The sequence below is a fragment of the Treponema sp. R6D11 genome (assembly GCF_054786075.1).
The window spans coordinates 1-2554 of sequence record NZ_BDHD01000225.1; the positions used below are offsets into that span (position 1 = coordinate 1).

Genomic DNA, 2554 nt, shown 5'->3' on the forward strand with positions numbered 1-2554 from the left:
GAAGTATGACAGAAGTTGGAACGCGTTGAGGGAAGATAGAGGTTGACAAAGGACTAGCGGTAAAATATAATACAAAAAAAGGGAGGCGTGTATGGAGATTGATAAAGGTGAAGTTAAGGTGGCTGTGAAAAAAGGGATGAAACTAAGCTCTATCGCTGGGGTTGTTGGCGTTATTCTTGGCGTGATTGTTTATGTTTTGGCAGTTAATGGAGCGTTTACTAGCGAGAAAGTGTTTACAAAAGCTGGAATGAGCATTACTCTTAACAGCACATTCTATGAAAAGGATTATGCTGCTTATACCGCTTATTATGAATCGTCGCGTGCAGGCGTGGTGACATTAAAAGAAGAGTTTACGGTGTTTAAAGCTGCGGGGATTTCTGATACGATTTCGCTTAATAAATATGCGGAGATAGTTTTGTCTTCGAACAAGCTTGATTCAAAGATTTTGACTGATGATGGGCTTACTTATTTTACATATGAGAAAGAAATTAGAGGTAAGCAATTCACTTATTATGCGACTGTTTTTAGAGGCAAGGATGCGTACTGGTTGGTTCAGTTCTTTGCTGAGAAGGACAAATTTGAGAGCATGAAGCCGGACTTTGTTAAGATGGCGAAGACTGTTAAGTTTGAATAGGATTTATTTATAAAAAAGAGCCGAAAGGCTCTTTTTTGAAGCTTAGTCTCTTTTTTGTTTATTCTACTGCTTCGTACATTTTTTCGAGGAGTTTTATCATGGCGAGGGTGTCGAGTTTGCAATATGCTAAAAGCGAGGTGCGGGTGCGGGCGATTTCGTCTGGGGATTTTTCATGCAGGTTGGCGAACGCTTCCATTGCCTCGGTGCCGTTGTGGATAAGGTCGAGCGCGTGGTAGTCTAGGCTTGGATCGTCTCCGCAGAGGGCGGGGAGGACTTTTTTAATCGACCAACTGCCTGCCATATCGCGGTGGTAGTAAAGTCCTGCTTGAAATGGGTAGGCTAGATCTTGCATGCGATTATTTATATTTTCTAGTTTTAAAATCAAATCTGGGAAAAGGGTTATAAGTTCGTCGATTCGTCCCTTTTCGAAGCCCATGTTATAGGCTAGGACTGTTCCTGCATCACCGATATCTTTGCAAAGGTTTTCAGCGAGTTCGCGCCTTGAATCAGTGCCTTCTTTACCGAGAAATTCTTTGTGAGTTATATTTCCGTTTTCTTCCTGGATGTGCAGGCTGTATTGGAATGGAATTTGTTGGTACGGATACACGCCGTCGAAGAGAGGTATTGGTTGTTGGTATGTCTCGAAATCGAGGTGGTATAGCGGGTATATTAAGCCGTCTAGGAATTCTTGGATTTGTTCCTTTTGGATTTGCGGTGGACCAGGGTTGGTGACTGCTAGGATTTGGTTAATTTGATTTGGGGTTAGATGTATGTTGTCGATATTATCCATGACGTCTTGAAATGTTATGATGCCGGAGTGGTATAGTTTGTCTTTTTTTGTGCCGAACATGCGCCAGCCGATGTCGTATACGTTGTTTTCTGGTAGGTTGCGGAAGCAATAATTTCTATAGCCACATTCATATGGCTTTTTGCATCTTGCGCCGATTCCTTCTGCTGGTTCTGTTTTACTTTCTGCTGCTAACTTAATTCTAATTATATTGCTTTCAACTTCGTCTTGGAGCGTGAGGATTTCGCTCGTGCAATCGGTTAGGACGAATAATTGTTTTATATCAAGGTCGCCTTGGCGGATGTAATTCGAATTTAGGCGCATGATATAAGCGTTTTTTATATTTATGCCGGCGTTTGTTGCGACGTAGTATTGATATGCGACGTCTTGTAGATATATATCTTTAATTTTTTCGCTGTCGGTCGCGCTTTTAACTTCGATTAAATTATATCCGTCGGATGTTTTTTGCAAAATATCTACGCTGCAGAAATTATCGTTGAATGAGAAAGAGGCCTCGGCGATGATGTTTGCACCGGATTTAATCAGCTCGCTCGTCTGCTCTATCATTTTTGATTTTTCGAAATTGAATGCGACTTTTTCAAACTCGCCAAAATATTGCAGTGCGGCTTCGCCGACTGCTGTTCCTGTTTCTAAGATAGCTTGGTTTAGAATCTCTTCACATTTTTCAGGCATGTGTTCGTCCATCCAGAGGATTTTTGGGCATTGGACGCCTTTACAATATTTTGACTTTGATAGATTCATATGCGCCTCTATAAAGTTCTGCCGATTATCGGCTTTGGTTGGGTGAATTTTATGCTACGGGTTATGATGTCTCTTATGATTTTGTCAAGTTCGCTGCCGTCTGTGTAGTCCGCGGGCGCGATATAATTTACTCTGCCGGATTTTAATAGTAGTTCGTCTGTTTTGTCTTTCCCGCCATCTGGATATACGGCTATTGAGGAGCCACCGTATTCTTTTATGAGACGCATGCATGGCACGTCGGTTAGACCATCACCGATATATATCATGTTTTCGAATGGGATGCGCCGCTTATCTTGCGGGGTGAATTTATTTAGGTCGATGTCGTTTGAAATGTCTAAAATGCCTTTATTTATGCGGAAAAGGAATTGTGT

2 protein-coding genes and 1 pseudogene are annotated in these 2554 nt (G+C 41.8%); 1 reads left to right on the top strand and 2 read right to left on the bottom strand.

All coding sequences use genetic code 11. The features are described 5' to 3' along the window. The first annotated feature begins 91 nt into the window (after positions 1 to 91). Positions 92 to 634, top strand: a complete 543-nt coding sequence (locus ACYVTD_RS11525; protein ID WP_461247914.1) for a hypothetical protein — start codon at positions 92 to 94, stop codon at positions 632 to 634. Positions 635 to 692: 58 nt separating this feature from the next. Here ACYVTD_RS11525 and ACYVTD_RS11530 read toward each other — a convergent pair whose 3' ends face one another. Then, positions 693 to 2183, bottom strand: a complete 1491-nt coding sequence (locus tag ACYVTD_RS11530) for a DUF2779 domain-containing protein (protein ID WP_461247915.1) — start codon at positions 2181 to 2183, stop codon at positions 693 to 695. A gap of 8 nt (positions 2184 to 2191) precedes the next feature. Then, positions 2192 to 2554 (bottom strand): annotated as a pseudogene (locus ACYVTD_RS11535) (hypothetical protein); the annotation flags it as partial.